18 protein-coding genes are annotated in these 21503 nt (G+C 68.7%); 7 read left to right on the top strand and 11 right to left on the bottom strand.

The annotated features are described in order from the left end of the window. The first annotated feature begins 51 nt into the window (after positions 1-51). Positions 52-1608 (top strand): ABC transporter substrate-binding protein, encoded by a 1557-nt coding sequence (locus tag AC2EBS_RS12410; RefSeq protein ID WP_484728720.1) that lies wholly within the window; start codon positions 52-54, stop codon positions 1606-1608. Between the two features lie 24 nt (positions 1609-1632). Here the strand turns inward: AC2EBS_RS12410 and AC2EBS_RS12405 are convergent, their stop codons facing one another. Then, positions 1633-2073 carry a hypothetical protein gene (locus AC2EBS_RS12405; protein ID WP_484728719.1) on the bottom strand — a complete coding sequence of 147 codons (441 nt, stop codon included), beginning with the start codon at positions 2071-2073 and terminating at the stop codon, positions 1633-1635. Further along, positions 2073-4280, bottom strand: coding sequence for a catalase/peroxidase HPI (gene katG / locus AC2EBS_RS12400; protein ID WP_484728756.1), 2208 nt, complete (start codon positions 4278-4280; stop codon positions 2073-2075). Before katG ends, AC2EBS_RS12405 begins: the two co-directional genes overlap by 1 nt. Positions 4281-4423: 143 nt before the next feature. Between katG and AC2EBS_RS12395 the strand changes: the two genes are divergently transcribed. Further along, positions 4424-5086 (top strand): response regulator transcription factor, encoded by a 663-nt coding sequence (locus tag AC2EBS_RS12395; RefSeq protein ID WP_484728718.1) that lies wholly within the window; start codon positions 4424-4426, stop codon positions 5084-5086. A gap of 21 nt (positions 5087-5107) precedes the next feature. On the opposite strand, the gene AC2EBS_RS12390 is transcribed toward AC2EBS_RS12395, so the two are convergent. Next, the gene (locus tag AC2EBS_RS12390) at positions 5108-6388 is read right to left on the bottom strand and encodes an FAD-dependent oxidoreductase (RefSeq protein ID WP_484728717.1); all 1281 of its coding nucleotides are present in this window, start codon (positions 6386-6388) and stop codon (positions 5108-5110) included. A 31-nt stretch (positions 6389-6419) separates the two neighbouring features. Continuing rightward, positions 6420-6764 carry a c-type cytochrome gene (locus tag AC2EBS_RS12385; RefSeq protein ID WP_484728716.1) on the bottom strand — a complete coding sequence of 115 codons (345 nt, stop codon included), beginning with the start codon at positions 6762-6764 and terminating at the stop codon, positions 6420-6422. A 189-nt stretch (positions 6765-6953) separates the two neighbouring features. On the opposite strand from AC2EBS_RS12385, the gene AC2EBS_RS12380 reads away from it, so the two are divergent. From AC2EBS_RS12380 to AC2EBS_RS12360, 5 genes are all read left to right on the top strand, one after another. After that, positions 6954-7415 (top strand): SixA phosphatase family protein, encoded by a 462-nt coding sequence (locus AC2EBS_RS12380; RefSeq protein WP_484728715.1) that lies wholly within the window; start codon positions 6954-6956, stop codon positions 7413-7415. Next, positions 7412-9325 (top strand): NAD(P)-binding protein, encoded by a 1914-nt coding sequence (locus tag AC2EBS_RS12375; RefSeq protein ID WP_484728714.1) that lies wholly within the window; start codon positions 7412-7414, stop codon positions 9323-9325. Before AC2EBS_RS12380 ends, AC2EBS_RS12375 begins: the two co-directional genes overlap by 4 nt. 200 nt (positions 9326-9525) lie before the next feature. Then, complete coding sequence (locus AC2EBS_RS12370; RefSeq protein ID WP_484728713.1) at positions 9526-10632, top strand: GGDEF domain-containing protein; 1107 nt, start codon at positions 9526-9528, stop codon at positions 10630-10632. A 32-nt stretch (positions 10633-10664) separates the two neighbouring features. Continuing rightward, positions 10665-11183, top strand: a complete 519-nt coding sequence (locus AC2EBS_RS12365; protein WP_484728712.1) for a GNAT family N-acetyltransferase — start codon at positions 10665-10667, stop codon at positions 11181-11183. A gap of 81 nt (positions 11184-11264) precedes the next feature. Next, positions 11265-11909, top strand: a complete 645-nt coding sequence (locus AC2EBS_RS12360) for a GNAT family N-acetyltransferase (RefSeq protein ID WP_484728711.1) — start codon at positions 11265-11267, stop codon at positions 11907-11909. Positions 11910-12105: 196 nt separating this feature from the next. Here the strand turns inward: AC2EBS_RS12360 and AC2EBS_RS12355 are convergent, their stop codons facing one another. From AC2EBS_RS12355 to AC2EBS_RS12325, 7 genes are all read right to left on the bottom strand, one after another. Beyond that, the gene (locus AC2EBS_RS12355; protein WP_484728710.1) at positions 12106-13704 is read right to left on the bottom strand and encodes a DegQ family serine endoprotease; all 1599 of its coding nucleotides are present in this window, start codon (positions 13702-13704) and stop codon (positions 12106-12108) included. Positions 13705-13855: 151 nt separating this feature from the next. Further along, positions 13856-14560, bottom strand: a complete 705-nt coding sequence (gene urtE, locus AC2EBS_RS12350) for an urea ABC transporter ATP-binding subunit UrtE (RefSeq protein WP_484728709.1) — start codon at positions 14558-14560, stop codon at positions 13856-13858. Between the two features lie 306 nt (positions 14561-14866). Continuing rightward, a complete protein-coding gene (gene urtD / locus AC2EBS_RS12345) occupies positions 14867-15757 on the bottom strand; it encodes an urea ABC transporter ATP-binding protein UrtD (RefSeq protein ID WP_484728708.1) in 891 nt (296 codons plus the stop codon). Then, on the bottom strand, positions 15754-16935 hold the full coding sequence (gene urtC, locus AC2EBS_RS12340; RefSeq protein ID WP_484728707.1) for an urea ABC transporter permease subunit UrtC: 1182 nt from the start codon (positions 16933-16935) through the stop codon (positions 15754-15756). The genes urtD and urtC overlap by 4 nt, the downstream gene beginning before the upstream one ends. Positions 16936-17047: 112 nt before the next feature. Next, complete coding sequence (urtB, locus tag AC2EBS_RS12335; protein ID WP_484728706.1) at positions 17048-18631, bottom strand: urea ABC transporter permease subunit UrtB; 1584 nt, start codon at positions 18629-18631, stop codon at positions 17048-17050. 33 nt (positions 18632-18664) lie between these two features. After that, positions 18665-19951 (bottom strand): urea ABC transporter substrate-binding protein, encoded by a 1287-nt coding sequence (gene urtA, locus AC2EBS_RS12330; RefSeq protein ID WP_484728705.1) that lies wholly within the window; start codon positions 19949-19951, stop codon positions 18665-18667. Positions 19952-20474: 523 nt separating this feature from the next. Continuing rightward, the gene (locus tag AC2EBS_RS12325) at positions 20475-21497 is read right to left on the bottom strand and encodes a response regulator (RefSeq protein WP_484728704.1); all 1023 of its coding nucleotides are present in this window, start codon (positions 21495-21497) and stop codon (positions 20475-20477) included. Positions 21498-21503: the final 6 nt, after the last annotated feature.

Raw genomic sequence — 21503 nt, 5'->3', positions numbered from 1 at the left:
CCAAAGTGGCAGCTGCCCGCGTCGCAAGCAGCCCTTCGATAGAAAGCAACCATGAAACGCAGACAAGCCCAGGCCCTGATCGCCTCGCTGGCACTGACGCCGTCGCTGCGCGCCTTCGCGCAGACGAGTGCAAGCACCGCCGCCAATCCGGCCCTGGTCTACGCGATGTGGTCCGACTTCAAGGACTGGGACCCGGCGATCGCCTCCTCGGCCGAGGTGCTGATGCTGGCCAATGTCTACGAGACCCTGGTCGAGTACCGCTACGAGAACGGCCAGGGCCAGCTCAAGCCCGCGCTGGCCACCCACTGGAGCGCCAGCAAGGACGGGCGCGAGTGGCGCTTCACGCTGCGCCGAGGCGTGCGCTTCCACGACGGCGAGCGCTTCACTGCAGCCGCGGCGAAGGCTTCGATCGAGCGGACCCGCGCGCTGGGCAAGGGCGCCGCCTACATCTGGGATGCGGTGACCTCGGTGTCAGCCCCGGACGAGCACACGCTGGTGATTCGCACCAAGACCCCCGCGCCGGTGGACCTGATCGCGTCGGCGCAGTACGCCGCCTATATGGTCTCGCCCAAGGCCATGGCCGCCGGCACCGACTGGTTCAACCAGGGCCAGGCCGCCGGCACCGGCCCCTACCGCGTGCGCCAGTGGCGGCGCGGCCAGGCGGTGGTGCTGGAGAAGTTCGACGACTACTGGCAGGGCTGGAAGCCCGGCCAGTTCGAGCAGGTGCAGCTGAAGGTCGTGCAGGAGGCTTCGACGCAGGCGCAGATGATCCGCTCGGGCGAAGCCGGCTTCGTCTCGCTGCCCTCGGTGGACGTGGTGCGCGTGCTGGCGCGCGATCCGGCGATCCAGGTGCTGGGCGGGCCGTCGTGGAAGAACCTGGTCGTGGTGATGAACTCGCGCAAGCCGCCCACCGACAATCTGGCCTTCCGCCGCGCGCTGGCCCATGCCTGGGACTACGCCGGCGTGGTTGACAAGGTCTTCGAAGGCGGCGGCCGCGTCGCCAGCGGCCCGATCCCGGCCGGCATGTGGGGCCACGACCCCAAGCTGAACAAGCCCGGCTTCGACCTGGCCAAGGCCAGGCAACTGCTCGAGGCCTCGGGCGTGCCCGCCGAGCAGCGCCGCATCACGATCGCCTACATCGCCACCAGCGAGGAGTACCGCAACTCGCTGCTGCTCTTCAAGGCCAATCTGGAAAAGCTCGGCGTCGCCGTGGAGCTGCGCCCCGGGCCCTGGGGCAAGCTCTGGGACGATGCCAAGCGCCTGGAGACGGCGCCGCACCTGATGCCGATGACCTGGTGGCCGACCTATGCGACGCCGTCGGACTGGCTGGTCGGACTGTTCCGCAGCGAGGACCCGCCGGTCTTCAATCTCGGCTACTACGCCAACCCCGCCTACGACGCGCTGGTCAACAAGGGCCTGGCGCTGGAGGCGATCGACCGCCCTGCCGCCGCCGCCCTGTACAGCCAGGCCCAGCAGCTGTTGATCGACGACGCGGCCGCGATCTTCGCCGCCGATTTCCGCGGCCGCATCATCCACCGACGCCGCATCAAGGGCGTCAGCATCAACCCGGCGCAGGAGGCGGTGCGCTTCTACGAGCTCAGCCGCTGAGGGGTGATGGCGGCCGGCGGCGCCTCACTGCGCGCGGCTGATCGCCTCGGCCTGCGCCGCGTGGACGCGGCAGCGGCCGCTCAGCCAGCGATACAGCAAAGTGCCGCGTCGCGGCGCCTGCATCAGCAGCAGCTGTTCATAGGTCGCTGCCAGCTCGTGCAGATCGCGCCCCAGATCGTCGCGCAGCACCAGCTCGCGAGCCCGGCCAAGCACCTGCTCGGCCGGCGGCGTGAACCCGGCGATCGCGGCCATGCGGCTCGCATCGGCGTACTCACGCGCCAGCTGCACTGCCGCAGTGCCGGTGCGACGCACACCGAAGACACGCAGGCGCCGCACCGCGGCGGGCCGGGAGCATTCCTGCTCGGCGTGCGACAGGCGGGCCAGCAACTCGACCCACAGCGCCTGCAGGGCCGCCCGGTCCGCCGCGGCACCGCCCGATGCCGCGGCGACAGGCGTGCTCGCCATCACTGCTTCAGGTCGAAGCGGTCCAGGTTCATCACCTTGGTCCAGGCGGCGACGAAGTCCCGGGCGAACTTGGCCTGGTTGTCGTCCTGAGCGTAGACCTCGGCGATGGCGCGCAGCTGCGAGTTGGAGCCGAAGGCCAGGTCCACGCGGGTGGCCGTCCACTTCAGCGCGCCGGTCTTGCGGTCCTTACCCTCGTAGGCGTTGTCGCCCGTCGGCTTCCAAGCCGTGCCCATATCCACCAGGTTGACGAAGAAGTCGTTCGTCAGCTGGCCCGGACGCTGCGTGAAGACACCGGCCTTGGACCCGCCGACATTGGCACCGAGCACGCGCAGGCCGCCGACCAGCACGGTCATCTCGGGCGCCGACAGCGTCAGCAGCTGCGCCTTGTCGACCAGCATCTCCTCGGGCGAGACGCTGTAGGCCTTCTTCCGGTAGTTGCGGAAGCCATCGGCCAGCGGCTCGAGCACCGCGAAGGACTCGACATCGGTCTGCTCCTGGCTGGCGTCCATGCGGCCCGGCGTGAAGGGCACGTCCACCGCATGGCCTGCAGCCTTGGCGGCGGCCTCGACACCGGCGCAGCCCGCCAGCACGATCAGGTCGGCCAGCGACACCTTCTTGTCGCCGGTCTGCGCTGCGTTGAAGGCCTTCTGGATGCCTTCCAGCACCGACAGCACCTTGGCCAGTTGGGCCGGCTGGTTGGCTTCCCAATCCTTCTGCGGCGCCAGGCGGATGCGTGCGCCGTTGGCGCCGCCGCGGCGGTCGGAGCCGCGATAGGTGGAGGCGGAAGCCCAGGCAGTCGACACCAGCTCGGCGACCGACAGGCCCGAAGCCAGCACCTTGGCCTTCAGCTCGGCGATGTCCTTCGCATCGATCACCGGATGGTTCAGCGCCGGGATCGGGTCCTGCCAGATCAGGTCTTCGGCCGGCACCTCGGGGCCCAGGTACAGGCTCTTCGGCCCCATGTCGCGGTGGGTCAGCTTGAACCAGGCGCGGGCATAGGCATCGGCGAATTCGTCCGGATGGGCCAGGAAGTGGCTAGCGATCTTCTCGTAGGCCGGGTCGAACTTCAGCGACAGGTCGGCCGTGGTCATGTGCGGTGGGTGCTTCTTGCTCGGGTCATGCGCGTCGACGATCATGTCCTCGGGCGCAACGTTCTTGGCGCGCCACTGGATCGCGCCGGCAGCGGTGGTGACCTGCTCGAAGTCGTACTTGAACAGCACCTTCAGGTAGCCCATGTCCCAGGTCGTCGGATTCGGCTTCCATGCGCCTTCGAAGCCGCTGGTCGTGGTGTCGCCGCCCTTGCCCGTGCCGTGCTTGTTGATCCAGCCGAAGCCCATCTCCTCCATCGGAGCGGCTTCGGGCTCGGGACCGACCAGCGCCGCATCGCCGGCGCCGTGCATCTTGCCGAAGGTGTGGCCGCCGGCGACCAGCGCCACGGTCTCGTAGTCGTTCATCGCCATGCGCGCGAAGGTTTCGCGCACGTCGCGGCCCGAGGCCACCGGGTCGGGCTTGCCGTCCGGGCCTTGCGGATTCACATAGATCAGGCCCATCTGCACGGCGGCCAGCGGGTTCTCGAGCTGGCGCTCGCCGCTGTAGCGGCTGTTGGCCTTGTCGCTGGTGGCCAGCCACTCCTTCTCGGCGCCCCAGTAGATGTCCTCCTCGGGCGCCCAGATGTCGGGACGGCCGCCGCCGAAGCCGAAGGTCTTGAAGCCCATCGTTTCCATCGCGACGTTACCGGCCAGTATGAAGAGGTCGGCCCAGGAAATGGCGTTGCCGTACTTCTGCTTGACCGGCCACAGCAGACGGCGGGCCTTGTCCAGATTGCCGTTGTCGGGCCAGCTGTTCAGCGGCGCGAAGCGCTGGTTGCCGGTGTTGGCACCGCCGCGGCCGTCGGCCGTGCGGTAGGTGCCGGCCGCGTGCCAGGCCATGCGGATCATCAGGCCGCCATAGTGGCCATAGTCAGCCGGCCACCAGTCCTGGCTCTGCGTCATCAATGCAGCCAGGTCCTGCTTCAGCGCCTTGTAGTCCAGCTTCTTGAAGGCCTCGGCATAGTCGAAGTCCGGGTCCATCGGGTTGGACACCGGCTGGTGCTGGTGCAGGATGGACAGGTTCAGCTGGTTGGGCCACCAGTCGGCATTGGACTGCGCACCGTGCGTGGCGCGGGCGCCGCCAGCGGCGTGGAAGGGGCACTTGGCTTCGGACATGATGGTTCTCTCCTTGCTCTCTCTGCTGTTGTCTGAACGGGAGCCGCTAGTCTTCCGCAAGGGGCCCGATCGATCCATTTGTCATTCCTAATGCCGGAGATAGCCGAGCTTGATGGTGCACTGCGCAAAAGCAAGACAATGCGCGCATGCGCCTGCTGCTTCTCGAAGACGACGCCACGCTGGGCGAAGGCCTGCGCGACTTCCTGCGCAGCGATGGCCATCTGGTGGACTGGGTGACGACGCTGGCACAGGCGCGCAGCCTGCTGCTGGGCGGAGAGCCCTATGACGCACTGCTGGTGGACTGGCAGCTACCCGATGGCTCGGGACTGGACTGGGTGCAGCGCCTGCGCAGCCAGGGCCATGCGCAGCCGGTGCTGATGCTCACCGCGCGCGACCAGCTGAGCGACCGCATCCGCGGTCTGGACAGCGGCGCCGATGACTACCTGATCAAGCCTTTCGAGCCCGAGGAACTGAGCGCGCGGCTGCGCGCGGTGACGCGGCGCAGCGCCGGCAGCGCCAGCGCGCTGCGCCGCCTGGGCGACGAGGTGGAGCTGGACCTGGCAGCCAAGACCGCCACGCGCGCCGGCCAGCGCGTGGAGCTGACCGCACGCGAATGGCGCGTGCTGGAAGCCTTGCTGCAGCGCAGCGGCCGGGTTGTGACGAAGAACGAGCTCGAAGCCCTGGTGCTGGGCTTCGAAGGTGAGGTCTCCAGCAATGTGCTGGAGGTCCATGTCTCCAACCTGCGCCGCAAGCTCGGCGCGGCGCTGATCGAGACGGTGCGCGGCCTGGGCTACCGGCTGGTTGCCTGAGGCCTCGCCCCGCCGGCTTCGTCAGGCGAAGGTGTCGGACATCAAGGCCTTGAACCAGATCTCCATATCCTCGAAGTTGTCCTTGTTCCAGCCGCTGGACGCGGCGCCGGCGGCAGCCACCGGCTTCATCGTCGCGCTGAGCGCGTCGTACTGGAACACCGCGTTCAGCCACGAGGCCTGGGTGCGCGTGATCGTCGAGAAGCAGGCCGAGTTGGTCACCGGCGCCGGATCGGGCGCGGCCCCGGCGAAGTAGCGCAGCAGCGCATCGGCGCAGACCTTGGCCTCCTGGTTGGCGATATGGCCGGCCTTGGGCTGCGTGGTGGCGCTGGAGTCGCCGATCACGTGGATGCGCGAGGCCGCGGTGCTCTGGTAGCTCAGCACGTCCACCGGCGCGAAGCGGCCGCCGGTGGCGGTGGCCAGGCCCAGCTGCTCGACGATCTTGCCGGCGCGCTGCGGCGGGATCAGGTTGATCACATCGCCATGCACCGCACCCTGGTTGGTGTAGAGCATCATCTGCGCCTCGTCCACCGACGAGATCTCCACGCCGGCGTGGTACTCCAGCACGCTGGCATGCAGGCCGAAGAAGGCCTGCGAGAAGTTGTCCTTCTCGACGACGATGTCGGGGTTGGCATCGAGCACGAGGATCTTGCTGCCCGGCTTCTTGGCCTTGAGCCAGTCGGCCAGCAGGCAGGCACGCTCGTAGGGTCCGGGTGGGCAGCGGTAGGGCACCTTGGGGATGGTCAGCAGCACGGTGCCGCCGGCCGGCATCGCCGCCAGCTGCTTGGCCAGCACTTCAGTCTGCACGCCGGCCTGCCAGGCATGCGGCATGCGCAGCGGGTCGCTCTGCCCCGGCAGCGCGTCGAAACGCATGCCCGGCGCGAGCACGATCTTGTCGGCCGCCAGCGACTTGCCCGACGCCAGGCTGAGCAGGCCGCTGACCGGATCGATGCCGCTGACTTCATCGGTCAGCACCTGCACGCCGTACTTGCTCTTCAGTGCGTCGTAGCTGTAGCGCAGGCTCGAAAGCGTGCGCTGGCCGCTGAGCACCAGGCTGCTCATGATGTTGGACATATAGGCCGCGTTGCGGTCCACCAGGGTCACCGCGATGGCGCCCTTGCTCCACAGGCGCAGGTACTTGGCCACCGTCGCGCCGGCCATGCCGCCGCCGACCACGACGACGCAGCCGCTGGTCGCGCCGCGTGCCGACATCGGCAGCGCCGACACGGCTGCGGCGCCGAATGCGGCCTGGACGAGGCGACGCCGCTGGAGGCTGCTGATGCTGTTCTTGCTGATGATCTTCATGGCTGGTCCTTGCTCTTCGTGCTTCCGGTGCTCAGCGCTGGGTGGACAGCCACTGCGAGATGGCGCGCAGCTGGGCATCGCTGTAGCCCATCGCGTGCTTGGTCATCAGGCCCTGGCCTTCCTTGCCCGCCTGCATCTCACGGAGATCCTTGTAGATCTCGTCGACGGACTTGCCGTTGATCTGCTCGAAGCCGGGGCCCTTGCCATTGGTGCCATGGCACTGGAAGCAGTTGGAGGCCAGCAGCCGCCCGTTCGGCGGCACGCTGACCTGCGCCTGCACGGCGGCGCTGCCGCACAGGCCGGCCAGCAGCAGCGCCAGCGGTGCGACGACGGCGCGGCGGCGCCTATGGTTTGTCTCGTGATCTTGTCTGGACATGGCGGACCTCTTGCGTTGTTGTGAACGGTCCCAGGTGTACCTTGCTGCGCCGCCCCGAGCCAGCGCTTCTCACCTCCGGTTACGCCTGAAACCGGGGTGACTTGGCCTGCGTCAATTCACCAGCCGGTCACGGTGGAATGCGATGATCTGGCGAAGCCAGACTGCTTGAGACGCGAAGGGGCGAGGAGCATGGACTTGATTCTTTGGCGGCATGCCGAGGCCGTCGAGGCGGCCGACGGCGGCGACGACCTGCAGCGCGCGCTGACGCCCAAGGGCGAGCGCCAGGCCAAGCGCATGGCCGCCTGGCTGAACCGCCATCTCAGCGCCGGCACGCGGGTGCTGGTCAGCCCGGCGCGGCGCACGCGCCAGACCGCCGACGCGCTGGGGCGCGACTTCCGCGTCGTGCCCGCGCTGGCCCCCGAGGCCGAGCCGCAGGCGCTGCTGCATGCCGCCAACTGGCCCGGCGCGCGCGCCCCAGCGCTGATCGTCGGCCACCAGCCGACGCTGGGCATGACCGCGGCGCTGCTGCTCACCGGCACGCCCGAGCCTTGGCCGCTGCGCAAGGGCGCGCTGATCTGGCTGCGCCGTCGCCATCGTGACGGCGAGGCGCAGGCCGTGCTGCACGCGCTGATCGGCCCCGACCTGGTATGAGCGGCCGCCCCGCGAAGGACGGCGTCACGCGCCGCGACCTGCTGGCCGGCGCGGCATTCGCCGCCCTGACGCCGGCCGCAACGGCGGCCGCTGAGGAGCGCGCGTCACCGCAGCTCACGCTGGCCGGCCAGCGCCTTGAGAGCGCCGCACTGCTGCACAGCGGCGAGCTGCCGGCCGCCCCGCCCTTCGACACCAGCAGCGGCGAGCACTACGACCTGGTCGTTGTCGGCGCGGGCATCAGCGGCCTGGCCGCGGCCTGGTGGTATCGCAAGCATGCGGGCCGGCCGGTGCGCATCCTGCTGCTCGATGCGCTGCCCGAGCTGGGCGGCCACGCGGTGCGCAACGAGTTCGTCGCGCGCAACGGCCGACGCCTGATCGGCTATGGCGGCTCGCAATCGCTGGACTCGCCCAGCCAGTGGTCGCCGGCAGCGCGCAGCCTGCTGCGCGAGCTGGACATCGATCTTGCGCCCTTCGAATCCTGGTACGACCAGGGCTGGTCGGCGCGCCATGGCCTGAACAAGAGCGCGACGCTGTTCACGCAGGAGGCCTGGGGACAGACCCGGCTGGTGCTGCGCGACAAGAACACGCCGACGGCCGCGCTGGTCGCGCAGCTGCCGATCGGCGAAGCCGCACAGCGCGATCTGCTGCGGCTGTGGACGCAAGCCCCCGATCCCTTCGCCGACCTGGCGCCGCACGCCAAGCGCGCCAAGCTGGCGTCGATCAGCTACGCGCAGCTGCTGCGCGAGCATATGGGCATGGACGCACAGGTGCTGCGTTACCTCGCCGACCGAAGCAAGGACTATCTGGGCGCCGGCATCGAAGCGGTCAACGCGCTCGATGCCTATGCGCTGGGCCTGCCCGGCTTCGGGGCGATGCAGCTCGGCACCGCCGTCGACCCGCTGATGAGCCCCAGCGCGCGGCAGATCATGCGCGGCAGCGACGACTACATCTATCACTTCCCCGACGGCAATGCGGGCCTGGTGCGCGCGCTGCTGCGCGGACTGATCCCGGCAGCACTGCCGGGCAGCGGCGCCGAGTCGCTGGTGCTCGCCGCGCGCGACGATGCGCAGCTCGATCGCGACGGGCAGAACGTGCGCATCCGCCTGGCCGCGCCGGTGTTCAGCGTGCGCCACGTCGGCGGGCCAGGTCGCAGCCGCGCGGTGGACATCGCCTACCAGCGCCTGGCCGACGGCAGCCTGCACACGGTGCGCGCGCGCCATGTGGTGCTGGCTTGCTTCCATCGCGTGATCCCGCGCCTCTGCCCCGAGCTGCCCGCCGCGCAGCGCGAGGCACTGATGGACCAGGTGAAGGTCCCGCTGGTCTATGCGAACGTGCTGCTGTCCGACTGGCGGGCCTTCGCGCGCGCCGGCATCGCCGGCTTCTCGGCGCCGGGCCATTTCTGGCAGCGCGCCTCGCTGGACTTCCCGGTCAGCGTGGGCCGCTACCGCTTCGCCGACAGCCCCGACGATCCCATCCTGCTGCACCTCAGCGCCGTGGTGCTCGACGGTCCGGAGAGCAGCCCGGCCCGCGAGCAGGCCGCTGCCGGACGCCGCAAGCTGCTGGCGATGCCCTTCGAGGAACTGGAGGGCAGCATCCGCTCGCTGCTGCGTCAGGCGATGGGGCCCTTCGGCTTCGACGAAGCGCGCCAGATCGAAGCGATCACCATCAACCGCTGGCCGCATGGCTATGCCTATGAATACATGCGCCCCTGGGACCGCTACTGGCCGCAGGGGCCGCTGCCGATAGCGACGGCCCGGCGGCGCTTCGGACGCATCGCGATCGCCAATGCCGATGCGGGCGCGTTCGCCTATGCGCACAGTGCGATCGACCAGGCCGCGCGCGCCGTGAAGGAGTTGTTGCCGCACGCGGATTTGCCGCGCTGGGCCCGTCAGCCCGGGCCTGCCACATGAAACAATGGTCGCCAGCACCACCCTGTTGCAGCATGCCAGCTTCGGCGCCGCTGGCATGGTGACGCAGCATGAAAAGCAAGCCAACAGAAGAACAAGCCAAGCCGCAGGCACCGTCCGCGCAAGACTTTGAGCCGCCGAGCGACGCGAGATCCTCGCCGGGCGACGGCAAGTCAGCCCCAGGGCCCCACTGGGTCGTGCGCATGAACTACCGCAACCGCAGCGTGTCCTGGCTGCTGGTGGCGCTGATCCTGGGCATCCACTTCCATCAGCAGGGGCTGAGCCTCACGCATTGGCTGTTCATGGGCCTGCAGTTCCTGGTCTATCCGCATCTGGTCTTCCTGCGTGCGCGTCAGGCGCGCGACCCGCTGAAGGCCGAGCTGCAGAACATGCTGCTGGACAACTTCTGCTTCGGCGTCTGGGGCGCACTGCTGGGCTTCCCGCTGTGGATCTTCTTCGCGCTGATCGTCGCCGGCGCGATCAATCTTTCGGCCTTCGCTGCCGGCCGCGGCGCCTTGCAGGCGATGGCGGCGGTGGCGGCCGGCGCCGCGCTGGTGCACCTGCTCGGCGCAGCGCGCGCCTTCTCGCCCGACACCAGCCTGCTCGTCAGCCTGCTGAGCATGGCTGCGCTGGGCTTCTATCTCTACCTCTTCGCGCGCGGCGCGCACCAGCGCACCATCGTGTTGCATGAGACACGCCTGAAGCTGCGCCAGAGCGAGACCGCACTGCAGGGCCAGCTGCAGGAGATCCGCTCGCTGCAGGCCCGCTTGACCGAGCAGGCCACGCGCGACCCGCTCACCGGCTTGTACAACCGCCGCTATCTGGACGACTCGCTGCAGCGCGAACTCGACCGCTGCGCGCGCGACGGCCAGCCGCTGAGCCTGCTGCTGATCGATCTGGACCACTTCAAGCAGATCAACGACCGCCACGGCCATGGCGCCGGCGACGAGGTGCTGCGCCAGATCTCCGCACTGCTGCTGCGCCAGATGCGCTCCAGCGACATCTGCTGCCGCTATGGCGGCGAGGAGTTCCTGCTCGTGCTGCCCGGTGTGGACGAGCACGCAGCCATCGAACGCGCCGAGCTGTGCCGCCGCCAGGTGGCCGGGCCGCAGAGCGCGAGCAAGCCCGGCAAGCCCGGCGAGGCCGGCCTGCCCTTCGCGGTGACGCTGTCCATCGGCGTGGCCTGCTCGCCCGACGCACGCCAGCTGCCCGCCAAGCTGATCGAGCGAGCCGACCGCGCGCTCTACCGCGCCAAGGCCGAGGGGCGCAACCGCGTCTGCGTAGCCGGCACTGGCATGGTCTCGGCCTGACCCGAACGCAAGGACATGAAGGCACGCAGCAGATGATCGAAATCCGCAAGGAAGCACCCGGCGACTGCGATGCGGTGCACCAGCTGAACCTGGCCGCTTTCGACAAGGGCCCAGAAGCCGTGCTGGTCGACCGGCTGCGCGAGCACTGCGCCGAAGCGGACTACCTCGCCTTCGTCGCCGTCGAGGACGGCGTCGTCGTCGGACACATCCTCTTCACGCCGGTGACGCTGGCCCCCGAAGGCGACGCGGTCGGCATGGGCCTGGCGCCGCTGGCGGTGCTGCCTTCGCACCAGAACCGCGGCATCGGCGGACTGCTGGTCAGGCATGGCCTGGAGGCGCTGCGCGCCGCGGCCTGTCCCTTCGTCATCGTGCTCGGCCACGCGAACTACTACCCGCGCTTCGGCTTCGAGCCTGCCTCACGCCACGGGCTGCGCTGCCAATGGCCGGGCGTGCCGGACGAGGCCTTCATGGCGCGGGTCTTCGATGCTCGCGCCCTGCCCGCCGAGGGCGGCGTTGCGCGCTACCGCGACGAGTTCGACGCGGCGATGTGAGCGCGGCCTGAGGCTAACAGCGACCTAGCGCAAACCCGGTCACGCCGCCGCAGAGCGGAGCCGACACTCATCGGTGCTGCCATGACACTGACTGTCCTGCCCCTCACCCCGGCGCGCATGCCCGACCTGGATGCCGTCTTCCAGGCGCGCGGCTGCTCGGTCGCCAAGCCTTGCTACTGCATGTACTACCGGCTCAGCGGCGCGGACGTGATGGCTGGCGGCAATGCCGCGGCGATGAAGCGCAACCGCGCGGCCATCGCCGCGCTGGCGCGCCGTGCCGAAGCGGACGGCGGACCGCCGCCAGGGCTGATCGGCTACGACCAGAGCGGCACGCCGGTCGGCTGGGTCTCGCTGGGACCGCGCGAGGACTTCGCGCGACTGGCGCGCTCGCGCACGATGAAGCGGGTCGACGAGCAGCCGGTCTGGTCCATCATCTGCTTCGTCGTGCCCTCGGCCTATCGCCGCCAGGGCGTGGCGCATGCGCTGCTCGCCGGCGCGGTGGACTGGGCGCGCGAGCGCGGCGTGCGCCTGCTCGAAGCCTATCCGGTGGACCGTCGGGCCGACGCCGCGCCGGACGCCTCATGGTTCGGCTCCTGCTCGATGTTCGAGAAGGCCGGCTTCGCCGAGGTGGCGCGCCACACGCCGGCGCGGCCCATCGTGCGCCTGGCGCTGGCCCCTGCCGACCCGGCGCCTGCGTCGAAACGAAAGAAAGGCGCCAGCTGCTGAGTGAGGACCCAGCCGGCCTGGGTAGCAGCTGGATCCGTCTCGGCTGTGCGTGCCGGGTCCTTAGTCCGGCGTCGGCCAGTGCATTGGCACTGGCCTCGGTCCGGTCTCAGCCCTGCGGGCCGCACCCGGCATGCGGGACATGCCGGGCCCTTCGGCCGGCGTCGGCCAGTGCATTGGCACTGGCCTCGGTCCGGTCTCAGCCCAGCTTCACCGGCACGAAGATCTGCTGGCCGCCGCGCAGGATGAGCAGGGCCACCGACTTGCTCGCCTTGGCGACGATCTCGCGCACCTGATCCACGTCCTTCACCGGCGTGCCATTGACGGCCAGCAGCACGTCGCCACGCTGCACGCCGGCCATCGCGGCGGCGCCGCGCGCGTCCTCGACCAGCAGCCCCCCGTCGACATTGCCCTGGCGGCGCTCCTGCGGCTGCAGCGGGCGCAGCGCCAGGCCCAGGCGGCCTCGCGGACCTGCCGCATCGTCGGCCTTGGCCTGCTGCGTGGCCTTGCGGTCGGCCGCGTCGCCCAGCTTGGCACTGAGCGTTTCGCGCTTGCCCTGGCGCCAGATCTCCAGCCTGACCTCGCTGCCCGGCGCCATCTGGCCGATCAGCGAGGGCAGATCGCCGGAGGACTCGATCGCCTGGCCGTCGACCTTGAGGATCACGTCGCCCGACTTCAGCCCGGCCTTGTCGGCCGCGCTGCCGCTGTCAACGCTGGAGACCAGCGCGCCCATCGGCTTGTCCAGGCCGAAGGAGTCGGCCAGCGTCTGGTTGACCTCCTGGATGGCCACGCCCAGGCGCGCATGGCGCACCTTGCCGTGCGTGACGATCTGGTCCTTGATCTTCAGCGCGCTGTCGATCGGGATCGCGAAGGACAGGCCCTGGTAGCCGCCGGTGCGGCTGAAGATCTGCGAGTTGATGCCCACCACCTCGCCGCGCGTGTTGAACAGCGGGCCGCCCGAGTTGCCGGGGTTGATCGCCACGTCAGTCTGGATGAAGGGCACCATGCTGTCGTCAGGCAGCGAGCGGCCCTTGGCGCTGACCACGCCGGCGGTGACGCTGTTCTCGAAGCCGAAGGGCGAGCCGATCGCCAGCACCCATTCGCCCACCTTCAGGTCGCGCGTGCTGCCCAGCGGCACCGTGGGCAGCTTGGTCTTGGCCTCGATCTTCAGCACCGCGACATCGGTCTTGGGGTCGCTGCCCAGCACCTTGGCCTCGAACTCGCGGCGGTCGGTCAGCTTGACGGTGACGTTCTTGGCGTCGCGCACCACATGCGCATTGGTGAGGATCAGGCCGTCGTCGCTGATGATGAAGCCCGAGCCCTGGCCGCGCACCGGCACGTCGCGCGGCATCACGCCGCCAGGCTGGCCAGGGATCTGGAAGCGGCGGAAGAACTCGTAGAAGGGATCGTTGGGGTCCAGGCCCGGGAAGCCGCGTCGCTGCTGCGGCGGCGTGGGCTGCGCGTTGCCGCCATCGCCGTCCTCGTCGTCGGTCTCCTCGCCGGAGGACGCGCCGCGCGCCTTGCGCACGCCGGTGACGCTGATGTTCACCACCGCCGGGCCGTGGCGCGCGGCGATCGAGGAAAAGTCGGGCAGGCTCATGCCCACCGTAGCCGGCGCGGCACCCGGCGCCGTCGCGGCGGGGGCTACGGCAGCAGGCGTGCCGGCCTGCGCGGCGGCCGGCGCATGAGAAGCCGAGAACAGCGACGCGCCCGCGCCGCCGATCGCTCCGGCGGCAAGCAGGGCAATGAACAGTCGCGAAGGCGTGAGGGACTGTGCAAAGGACTTCGTCATGATCATCGTTGACAGGCTCCGTGGCGGAGCAGTGCGTGGTTGAACACGCCGCCACTGTCCGGCCAAACACTTAGGCCAGACTTAAGCTTTGTTTCCGCACGGTGTCGTCGATGATCAGCGGCGCCGGCACATCAGCGCCGCTAGGCTGACCGGTCACTCAGACCGACATGCGCTCGCGCACGCGGTCGGCCGCCATGTCCGCACCACGGCCGCGCGCAATGATCTCGCCGCGTTCCATCAGCAGGTACTGGTCGGCCAGCTCGGCGGCGAAGTCGTAGTACTGCTCGACCAGCACGATGGCCATGCGCTGGCCGTCCAGGCCCTCGTCGGCTAGTTGGCGGATCACGCGGCCGATGTCCTTGATGATGCTGGGCTGTATGCCCTCGGTCGGCTCGTCGAGGATCAGCAGGCGCGGCCCCGCGGCCAATGCGCGTGCGATGGCAAGCTGTTGTTGCTGTCCGCCGGAGAGGTCGCCGCCGCGGCGCGAGAGCATCTGCTGCAGCACCGGGAAGAGCTTGAAGAGCTGCGGCGGGATCTTCGCGCTGCCGGGCTTCACCGCCAGGCCCATGCGCAGGTTTTCTTCCACCGTCAGCCGGCCGAAGATTTCGCGCCCCTGCGGCACATAGCCCATACCCAGCCGCACGCGCTCGAAGGGCGTCAGCCTGGTGATGTCCTTGCCGTCCAGCGTGATCTGCCCGGTCTTCACCGGCACCACACCCATCAGACTCTTCAGCAGCGTGGTCTTGCCCACGCCATTGCGGCCCAGCACCACCGTCACCTCGCCGAGCTTGGCCTCGAAGCCAAGGTTGCGCAGGATGTGGCTGCCGCCGTAGTACTGGTTGATGCCTTCGACGTTCAGCATGTGCGAGCTTTCCTTCGACCTGTAGCGCGTGCCGACGCCGGCAGGCATTCGTCTGACTCCGTGTCCTCCGAGCCTTCGGCTCTCCCCCTTTTACCTACGTCATCCGAACGCCTACCGTCGTCGGCGCACATGCACCAAGGTGTGCGCAAGAGGTTCGACGCAGTCCGCGGTGCTGGTCGGTCGGCAGTGGGTGCCTGCTGGCCGCAACTTAAGGAGGAGGGCCGCAGGCCCGGGGGAGATGGAGGCCAGCAGGTACCCGCTGGCGGCCGACCAGCGAAGTCCTCCAACACAACGAGCGAGAACCAACTAACGCCCAAGGTACACCTCCACCACCTTCTCGTTCGCCTGCACCTCGGCCAGCAGCCCCTCAGCCAGCACCGAGCCTTCGTGCAGCACGGTGACCTTCTTGCGTCCCTCGGTCAGCTGGTCGACGAACTTCATGTCGTGCTCCACCACCACCAGCGAATGCTTGCCCTCCAGACTCAGGAACAGCTCGGCGGTGCGCTCGGTCTCCTCGTCGGTCATGCCGGCCACCGGCTCGTCGAGCAGCAGCAGCTTGGGGTCCTGCATCAGCAGCATGCCAATCTCCAGCCACTGCTTCTGCCCGTGGCTCAAGAGCCCGGCCTGACGCGTCGCCTGCTCGCGCAGATGAATCGTCTGCAGCGTCTGCGCGATGCGGTCCAGCTGCTCGCCACCGGTGCGGCCGAACAGCGCGGCGCGCACGCCGCGGTCGCCGGCCAGCGCGAGCTCGAGGTTCTCGAACACGCTGAGCTCTTCATAGACCGTCGGCTTCTGGAACTTGCGGCCGATGCCGATCTGCGCGATCTCGGGCTCCGACAGACGCAGCAGATCGATCGTCGAGCCGAACGAGACGCGCCCGCTGTCGGGCCGGGTCTTGCCGGTGATGCAGTCCATCATCGTCGTCTTGCCCGCGCCATTGGGGCCGATGATGCAGCGCAGCTCGCCCACGTCCACCGTCAGGCTCAGCTTGTTCAGCGCCTTGAACCCGTCGAACGAAACGCTGATCTCGTCCAGGTAGAGCGCCACGCCCTGCGTGAAATCCGGCTCGCCTGCCTTCACCACGCGGCTGAACGCCGCGGAGCGTCCGCCGCTCTCAGTGCGGCCGGTTGCAGTGGCGGCGCGTGCCTCGTGCGCCGCGCGCAGCTCGCGACCCTGTTGCTGCAGATCGGGCGTCATGCCTGGCCCTCCTTCTGTGCGTCTTCGTCGCTCTTGCGCTTGGCGAACAGGCCGACGATGCCCCCCGGCCTGTTGAACAGGCCGGCTATGCCATTCGGCAGGAACAAGGTCACCGCGATGAACAGCGCGCCGAGAAAGTACAGCCAGAACTCCGGGAAGGCCACAGTGAACCAGCTCTTCGCGCCGTTGACGAAGAAGGCACCGACGATGGGGCCGATCAGCGAGGCGCGCCCGCCCACCGCCGCCCAGATCGCGATCTCGATCGACGCCGCCGGGCTCATCTCGCTGGGGTTGATGATGCCGACCTGCGGCACATAGAGCGCGCCGGCGATGGCGCACATCACCGCGCTGAGCGTCCAGATGCTGAGCTTGTAGACGAGCGGGTTGTAGCCGGTGAACATCACGCGGCTCTCGGCGTCGCGGATCGCCTGCAGCACGCGGCCGTACTTGCTGGTGACGATCCAGCGCGCGAGCAGGAAGCAGGCGATCAGCACCAGGCCGGTGATCACGAACAGCGCCATGCGCGTGCTCTGCTGCGCGATCGGGATGCCGAGGATGCGCTTGAAGTCAGTGAAACCGTTGTTGCCGCCGAAGCCGGTCTCGTTGCGGAAGAACAGCAGCATCGCAGCGAATGTCATCGCCTGCGTGATGATCGAGAAGTACACGCCCTTGATGCGGCTGCGGAAGGCGAAGAAGCCGAACACCAACGCCAGCAGGCCCGGCACCAGCAGCACCATCGCCAGCTGGAAGGCGAATGAATCGCTGAAGCTCCAGTGCCAGGGCAGCGCCTTCCAGTCGAGGAAGACCATGAAGTCCGGCAGATCGCTCTGGTACTGGCCCTCGCGGCCGATCTGGCGCATCAGGTACATGCCCATCGCATAGCCGCCTAAAGCGAAGAACAGGCCATGGCCCAGCGAGAGGATGCCGGTGTAGCCCCAGATCAGGTCCATCGCCAGCGCGCAGATCGCGTAGCACATGATCTTGCCGATCAGGCCGACCAGATAGTCGCTCAGATGCAGCGCATGGCCCTCGGGCACCCACAGGTTCAGCGCCGGCGCCAGCACGGCTATCAGCAGCGTGGCCAGCAGCACCGCGGTCCAGCCGCGCGGCGAGAGCAGGCGCGGCCGGCCGGGCAGCGGCGTGGCACTATGGTCTTGAAGGGGGGCTGATGTTGTCATGTCAGTCACAAATTCGTCGCGTAGAGCGGCCGAGCGAACACCGCTGATCCGGCTCTGCCGGGCAGCCGGTGTTGCCCCCTCGAGGGGGCGCGCGAAGCGCGTAGGGGGTGGGTCATATCTCTCGTCCGCGCATCGCGAACAGACCCTGTGGCCGCTTCTGGATGAAGACGACGATGAAGACCAGCACCATGATCTTGGCCAGCACCGCGCCGGCCACGCCTTCGAGCATCTTGTTCAGCACGCCCAGGCCCAGCGCCGCGATCACCGTGCCGGCCAGCTGGCCCACGCCGCCCAGCACCACCACCATGAAGCTGTCGACGATGTAGCTCTGGCCCAGGTCCGGACCCACATTGCCGACCTGGCTGAGCGCGCAGCCCGCGAGGCCGGCGATGCCCGCACCCAGCGAGAAGGCGTACGTGTCGATGCGCGCCGTGTTGATGCCCACGCAAGCGGCCATGCGGCGGTTCTGCGTGACGCCGCGCACGAACAGGCCCAGCCGCGTTCTGGCGATCAGCAGCGCCACGCCGCCCAGCACCAGCAGTGCGAAGGCGATGATGGCCAGGCGGTTGTAGGGCAGCACCAGATTGGGCAGCACCTGCAGGCCGCCGGACAGCCAGGCCGGGTTCTCCACCGGCACGTTCTGCGCGCCGAACAGCGAGCGCACCGCCTGCATCAGCACCAGCGAGATGCCCCAGGTGGCCAGCAGCGTTTCCAGCGGCCGGCCGTAGAGCCAGCGGATCACGCTGCGCTCCAGCACCACGCCGACCAGCGCGGCGGCGAGGAAGGACGCCGGAATCGCCGCCAGCACGTAGTAGTCGAAGGCGCCGGGCAGATAGCTGCGGAACAGGTTCTGCACCACATAGGTCGCATAGGCGCCGACCATCATCAGCTCGCCATGCGCCATATTGATCACGCCCATCAGCCCGTAGGTGATGGCCAGGCCCAGCGCGACCAGCAGCAGGATCGAGCCCAGGCTGATGCCGGTGAACACCAGGCCGGCGCGCTCGCCCCAGGCCAGGCGCGATTCGATCGCATCGATCGCGCGGCGCAGCGCGCTGCGCACATCGGCATCGGTCTCGGCAGTCAGGCGCTCAGCCAGCAGGGCCTTCACCGTGGGCTCGCTGCTGGAGGCCAGCAGCTGCACCGCTTCCAGGCGCTTGGCACGGTCGCTGGATCCGACCAACAGGCCGGCGCGCAGCTGCGTCAGCCGCGCCTTCACCGCAGCATCGCTCTCTGCCGCCAGCGCCTTGTCCAGCAGCGGCAGCTGCGATTCGTCCATGCCCTGCTTGGCCAGGGCTTCGACCGCATCGCGCCGCGTGGCGAGCTCGGTCGAGAAGAGCTGCAGCGCCGCCTGCGCGGCCTGCAGCGCACCGCGCATGCGGTTGTTGTTCAGTACGTCTTCGGCGTCTTCCGGCAGCGTCGCCGCCTGGCCCGTGGCGACATCGCGCACCGCCGTGCCGTCGACCACCAGCACCTGCTTGGGCGTCAGCTTGACCGCATCGTCGAGCAGCGCCTGCACGAAGGCCGGCAAGCCAGCATCGCCCGCCGCCACCGCGGCATTCAGCGCCTCGATGCGCGCATCGGTCTCGCCCGCGGCGATGGCGCGGGCCTGGTCGGGGGTCAGGGCTTGCGCCTGGCCACTGCTCAAGCAAAGCAGCAGCCAGGCGCCCGCCGCGATAAGCAGGCGCTGGATCATGGTCAAAGGCAATGAGCTGTCAGTCAGGCCGGCTTACTTGGCGACAGGCTCATCTTTTTTGCCCTTGTTCTCAGGGATGTAAGGGCTCCAGGGCTGGGCCTTGATCGGGCCCGGCGTCTTCCACACCACGTTGAACTGGCCGTCGGCCTTCACTTCGCCGATGAACACCGGCTTGTGCAGGTGGTGGTTCTTGGCGTCCATCGTGCTGGTGAAGCCGCCCGGCGCCTTGAAGGTCTGGCCGGCCATCGCGGCGATCACCTTGTCGGTGTCGGTGCTCTTGGCCTTGGTGACCGCCTGCGCCCACATGTTCACGCCGATGTAGGTGGCTTCCATCGGGTCGTTGGTCAGCGGCTTGTCCTTGTGGCCGGCGATCCCCTTGGCCTTGGCGTAGTCGCTCCACTTCTTGACGAACTCGGCATTGGCCGGGTTCTTGATGCTCATGAAGTAGTTCCAGGCGGCGAGGTGGCCGACCAGCGGCTTCGTATCGACGCCGCGCAGCTCTTCCTCACCCACCGAGAAGGCCACCACCGGCACGTCGGTCGCCTTCAGACCCTGGTTGCCCAGTTCCTTGTAGAAGGGCACGTTGGAGTCGCCGTTGATCGTCGACACCACCGCGGTCTTCTTGCCCTCGGAGGCGAACTTCTTGATCTTGGCGATGATGCCCTGGTAGTCGGAATGGCCGAAGGGGGTGTACTCCTCCATGATGTCGGCATCGGCCACGCCCTTGCTCTTCAGGAAGGCGCGCAGGATCTTGTTGGTGGTGCGCGGGTACACATAGTCGGTGCCCAGCAGCACGAAGCGCTTGGCCGAGCCTCCGTCCTTGCTCATCAGGTATTCGACCGCAGGGATGGCCTGCTGGTTGGGCGCGGCGCCGGTGTAGAACACGTTCTTGGAGAGCTCCTCGCCTTCGTACTGCACCGGGTAGAAGAGCAGCGAGTTCAGTTCTTCAAAGACCGGCAGCACCGACTTGCGCGACACCGAGGTCCAGCAGCCGAAGACCACGGCCACCTTGTCCTTGCTGATCAGCTGCTTGGCCTTCTCGGCGAACAGCGGCCAGTTGGACGCCGGGTCCACCACCACCGGCTCGAGCTTCTTGCCCAGCAGGCCGCCCTTGGCATTGATCTCGTCGATGGCCATCAGCACCGTGTCCTTGAGCACGGTCTCCGAGATGGCCATGGTGCCGGACAGCGAGTGCAGCACGCCGACCTTGATGGTGTCGGCGGCGAAGCTGTTCAGCGAGGTCAGCCCCAGACCGGCCAGTGCGCTGGCGGCGGCGAGGGTTTTCAGGGCATTGCGACGGGGCAGCAGGTGCTTGGGCATGGACGGGCTCCTTGTGGCTTTGGATGCGTGGGTGAGTGAGTCAGTGAGAACGCAGGGCCATGCTAGGAATCGCCCCGTTTGGCGGATATACGGCGGATGGCGTATGAGGGGCGTATCTCGATGACCGAGTTTTGGCGAGGTCAGGGATTGGCTGCCTGCGCTAGTCGGGCGCCAACGGGTACCTGCCGGCCTCCATCTCCTCCGGGCCTGCGGCCCTCCCCCTTAAGTTGCGGCCAACAGGCACCCGCCGCCGCCCGACCGATGCGGCGGACTGCGTCGCGCAGCAATGCAGGGCTCGGTCTCACTGCGCCGCCGGCAGTGGGCGTCCGGATGACGTAGGTAAAGGAGGAGCCTTCGGTCGGGACGACCGGAGGCGGGGGAGCGAGCTCGGACACGAACAGTCCGGTGGACTGTTCGTGCCTAGCGAGCGCCAGGGCGTCCTCGCCCTGGCATGGAGTCAGACGGATGCGCGCTGGCGTCGGCACGCTCAGGCCGTGGCAGTAGCTCAAGGAATCAACGCTACCTACCCACCCCACCCAGGATGCAGCTGCCTAAGACGCTGCAGCGCCATCGCAGCAGCGGCGGTGCGGGTCTCGACGCCCAGCTTGGCGTGGATGCGCTCGAGGTGCTTCTTCACGGTGGCGGCGCTGGCGCCGAGGATGTCGCCGATGTCGCGGTTGATCTTGCCCTGGATCACCCAGTACAGCACCTCGGCCTCGCGCGCCGTCAGGCCGAAGCTGGCCGCCAGCGAGTCGATCACCACGGTGCTGTCCGAACTCTGGCGCATCACGATCAGCCAGTCGTTGGCTTCGGCCTCGTCCTCGTCGGCGCTGATGCGCTGGTGCAGCGCGAAGCTCAGGCGCTGCGCGCCGCGCTCCAGCACATAGCGCGGCGGTTCCGCGCCTCCGGGCAGCGCGCCGGCGGCGATGCAGCGGCGCAGCCAGTCCAGCAGCGGCGGCGGCGCCAGCGGGCCGTCGCTGCCGAAATGCCCGCGCAGCAGCTCGCGCGCCAGCGGCGTCTGCCAGAGCAGGCGGCCGCTCTTGGCATTGATCACGATGCTGGCGTAGCCGAAGGCATCGAGCGCCTGTCGTGCCTGGCGGCGCTCGCGCGCACCGCGCAGGTGCACCTGCATGCGCGCCAGCACCGCACGCGGGTCGATGGGCTTGGTCACATAGTCCACGCCGCCCGCTTCCAGCGCGGCGACCAGGTGCTCGGTCTCGGTCAGCCCGGTCATGAAGACGATGGGGATGTGCGCGGTGGCCGGCTCGGCCTTGAGCCGGCGCGCGACCTCGAAGCCGTCCATGCCCGGCATCATCGCGTCCAGCAGCACGATGTCGGGCCGCGCCTGCAGCGCACGCGTCAGCGCTGCCTCGCCGCTGGTCGCGGCCAGCACCGTGTAGCCGGCTTCGTCCAGCGCGTCGTTGAGCAGCGCGATGTTGTCCGGCACATCGTCCACCACCAGCACGCGCTCACCGTCCATGCCGGCGAGCAGCGAGTCGGTGGCGGCCTGCATCGGACGCGAGGGGATGAAGTCGCTGGGGCTCATGGCGTC

It is taken from the genome of Roseateles sp. T103 (assembly GCF_057219915.1).
This window is presented reverse-complemented; position numbering and strand designations above follow the sequence as displayed.

Coding starts and splice junctions, on each gene's coding strand:
- urtA (WP_484728705.1), bottom strand. CDS start 19,951: ATGCCCAAGCACCTGCTGCCCCGTCGCAATGCCCTGAAAACCCTCGCC.
- AC2EBS_RS12375 (WP_484728714.1), top strand. CDS start 7,412: ATGAGCGGCCGCCCCGCGAAGGACGGCGTCACGCGCCGCGACCTGCTG.
- AC2EBS_RS12370 (WP_484728713.1), top strand. CDS start 9,526: ATGAACTACCGCAACCGCAGCGTGTCCTGGCTGCTGGTGGCGCTGATC.
- AC2EBS_RS12325 (WP_484728704.1), bottom strand. CDS start 21,497: ATGAGCCCCAGCGACTTCATCCCCTCGCGTCCGATGCAGGCCGCCACC.
- AC2EBS_RS12390 (WP_484728717.1), bottom strand. CDS start 6,388: ATGAAGATCATCAGCAAGAACAGCATCAGCAGCCTCCAGCGGCGTCGC.
- AC2EBS_RS12380 (WP_484728715.1), top strand. CDS start 6,954: ATGGACTTGATTCTTTGGCGGCATGCCGAGGCCGTCGAGGCGGCCGAC.
- urtD (WP_484728708.1), bottom strand. CDS start 15,757: ATGACGCCCGATCTGCAGCAACAGGGTCGCGAGCTGCGCGCGGCGCAC.
- urtE (WP_484728709.1), bottom strand. CDS start 14,560: ATGCTGAACGTCGAAGGCATCAACCAGTACTACGGCGGCAGCCACATC.
- urtC (WP_484728707.1), bottom strand. CDS start 16,935: ATGACAACATCAGCCCCCCTTCAAGACCATAGTGCCACGCCGCTGCCC.
- AC2EBS_RS12395 (WP_484728718.1), top strand. CDS start 4,424: ATGCGCCTGCTGCTTCTCGAAGACGACGCCACGCTGGGCGAAGGCCTG.
- AC2EBS_RS12405 (WP_484728719.1), bottom strand. CDS start 2,073: ATGGCGAGCACGCCTGTCGCCGCGGCATCGGGCGGTGCCGCGGCGGAC.
- AC2EBS_RS12385 (WP_484728716.1), bottom strand. CDS start 6,764: ATGTCCAGACAAGATCACGAGACAAACCATAGGCGCCGCCGCGCCGTC.
- AC2EBS_RS12355 (WP_484728710.1), bottom strand. CDS start 13,704: ATGATCATGACGAAGTCCTTTGCACAGTCCCTCACGCCTTCGCGACTG.
- AC2EBS_RS12410 (WP_484728720.1), top strand. CDS start 52: ATGAAACGCAGACAAGCCCAGGCCCTGATCGCCTCGCTGGCACTGACG.
- AC2EBS_RS12365 (WP_484728712.1), top strand. CDS start 10,665: ATGATCGAAATCCGCAAGGAAGCACCCGGCGACTGCGATGCGGTGCAC.
- urtB (WP_484728706.1), bottom strand. CDS start 18,631: ATGATCCAGCGCCTGCTTATCGCGGCGGGCGCCTGGCTGCTGCTTTGC.
- AC2EBS_RS12360 (WP_484728711.1), top strand. CDS start 11,265: ATGACACTGACTGTCCTGCCCCTCACCCCGGCGCGCATGCCCGACCTG.